Origin of the sequence: Granulicella aggregans (genome assembly GCF_014203275.1) — a bacterium.
Taxonomy (GTDB): domain Bacteria; phylum Acidobacteriota; class Terriglobia; order Terriglobales; family Acidobacteriaceae; genus Edaphobacter.
The window spans coordinates 1-2,473 of record NZ_JACHIP010000067.1; the positions used below are offsets into that span (position 1 = coordinate 1).

Annotated in this window: 3 protein-coding genes; all 3 read right to left on the reverse strand. The window is 59.0% G+C overall.

Annotated elements, in window-relative coordinates; all coding sequences use genetic code 11:
• Window positions 1-87 precede the first annotated feature (87 nt).
• The gene (gene tnpC / locus HDF16_RS30010) at window positions 88-1,653 is read right to left on the reverse strand and encodes an IS66 family transposase (RefSeq protein ID WP_184224620.1); all 1,566 of its coding nucleotides are present in this window, start codon (window positions 1,651-1,653) and stop codon (window positions 88-90) included.
• A gap of 156 nt (window positions 1,654-1,809) precedes the next feature.
• Entirely contained in the window at window positions 1,810-2,157 is a 348-nt protein-coding gene (gene tnpB, locus HDF16_RS30015; RefSeq protein ID WP_184224622.1) for an IS66 family insertion sequence element accessory protein TnpB, read from the reverse strand.
• A partial coding sequence (gene tnpA / locus HDF16_RS32335) for an IS66-like element accessory protein TnpA (RefSeq protein ID WP_432432310.1) occupies window positions 2,154-2,473 on the reverse strand: 320 nt, incomplete at its 5' end. The genes tnpA and tnpB, both read right to left, overlap by 4 nt.

A 2,473-nucleotide genomic window follows, 5' to 3' on the forward strand; every position in this document is an offset into this window, starting at 1 on the left:
GTAAGCGTCCGTCGTGTCCCTCTTGACGCGAGCGGAGTGACGCAACAGGTGTCCGCTTATTTTTAGCGGACACTTATTGAGTGTGTCTTAGGCTGCTTTTGAGGAGTGTGTCTTGAGCTGGTCTGCGAGGTTCCAAGGGAGCAATTCACCGATGCGGCTGATCGGTTGGTCTGCGATTCTGGCGAGCACGGTGCGTAGATAGAGCTCTGGGTTGAGGCCGTTTAGCTTGGCCGTGCCGATGAGGGAGTACATGGCTGCGGCCCGCTCTCCGCCGCCATCGGATCCGACAAAAAGAAAGTTCTTGCGGCCGATTGCCACAGCTCGCAACGCCCGTTCGGCGGCACTGTTGTCGATCTCAAGCAGACCGTCCTCGACATAGCGCGTGAGCGCATGCCAACGGGCGAGTGCATAGCGGATCGCACCTGCCGTTTCACTCTTCGATGAGAATCGGGACTGTGCCTTCTGCATCCAGGCGCGAAGTTCCACAAGCAACGGTCTCGCCCGTGCCTGCCGGATACTCAGTCTGAGATCTGCTGGCTTGCCGCGAACCTCTTCTTCGATCGCATAGAGCGCTCCGATCCTGGCCAGAGCTTCGGTGGTTGTGGGTGACGCGTGAACGATGTGGATCTCGTGGAACTTCCTGCGGGCATGTGCCCAACATGCGGTCTCATAGATGTCCTTGCCATACAGGTGTTGGAAGCCTGCATAAGCATCCGCCTGCAGGGCACCCCGGAAGGTGTGGAGGTGTTGGCGAGGATGCTCGCCCTTGCGATCTTCCGAGTATGCGAACCAGACTGCTGGCGGTGTGTCGATGCCAGCCGGCCGATCGTCTCTGACGTAAGTCCAGAGGCGGCCGGTCTTCGTCTTGCCGTTCCCGGGAGACAGCACGGGGAGAGGTGTGTCATCGGCATGCAGCTTGGGTCCGGCGAGCACATGCTTCTGGATCGCGTCGACCAGCGGGCCGAGAAGCTCGCTTGCCGCGCCAACCCAGCCAGCCATCGTCGAGCGTGAGATCTCGACATCCTGTCGAGCATAGATCTCAGACTGCCGGTACAACGGGAGATGATCGCCGAACTTCGACATGATGACGTGGGCAAGCAGACCAGGTCCAGCCAGACCGCGCTCAATGGGTCGCGAAGGTGCCGGAGCTTCGACGATCCGGTCGCAGCCAGTGCAGGCGAACTTAGGCCGCACATGACGAATGACCTTGAAGCTGTCGGGGACGTACTCAAGCTGTTCGGAGACGTCGTCACCAAAGTGCCGCAGCTGGCCGCCGCAATCAGAACAGCAGTCGCCCTCTGGAGCATGCGTGACGACCTCACGCGGAAGATGATCGGGCAAGGGCTTGCGGTCAGATCTGGTCTTCGCCTCTCGTAAAGGCGTTACGCGTTCAACTCCGGCCTCGACTTCGGCGTGCGTAGTCTCATCGTCTTCAAGCTGGAGCTCGAGCTGTTCGAGCTCGATGAGGATCTTCTCGCTCTTCGCGCCGAAGATCACATGCCGCAGCTTCGCGACCATCAGCTTCAGATGTTCGATCCGTTCGCTGCGTGAGTGAAGCTCCTCGGACTGTTCAGAGAGCGCCTGTCGTTGCGCTTCGAGCTCTGCTTCAAGCCGTCTTAGCTCTTCATCCTGAGCCGAGATCAGCGATGTCAGCTTCTCTTGCTGCGCAAGATAGATCGCGAGCAATGCATCACGATCGAGGCTGTCCAGATCGGAAACAGAAGCGTCATGCATGGACGCAGTATGGCATCGATCGAGTCAGCATGCATGCACAAAATGCCTATGAACACAGAAGAATCTGCGCTGTTACTAGACAGCACTCTGGAGTGCCCATGTTCTCTCGATGTGCCTCCAGTCGATCCCTTCGAGCAGCATCGATAGCTGGGCTGGCGAGAGGGAAACGGTGCCGCTCTCAGCCTTCGGCCACACAAAACGGCCCTTCTCCAGCCGCTTCGCAAAGAGACAAAGACCGTCGCCATCGAACCAGAGACACTTGACGATGTCACCTCTCCGGCCACGAAAGATGAAGACATGACCGGAGAAGGGTTGCAGTTCGAGCACGGTCTGCACCTGGGCGCTCAAGCCCTGAAATCCACGGCGCATATCGGTTACGCCTGCTGCGATCCATATCCGGGTTCCCGATGGAAGCTGGATCACCTGCAAACACTCTCAAGAATGCAACGCACCATATCCGGATCGGCACCGCGTTCGACGCTGATCAGTGCACGCCCAGAAAGCTCGATGTGAATCGAGCCGCCATCAGATACCCGATCGGGCTCAGCGGATATGGAAGTCGTACTCTCGGGTTCACCCAGACTCGACACGCTGACCGGAAGCAAAGCTGCATAGCCGTCTGTCAGTTCGCCGCGCTCCCAGGAGCGGCGCCACTTGAACACCTGGTTCGCGTTCACTCCATGCGCTCGCGCCACCTCAGACACACTGGCTCCCGGCTCCATCGTCAACTGCACAATCT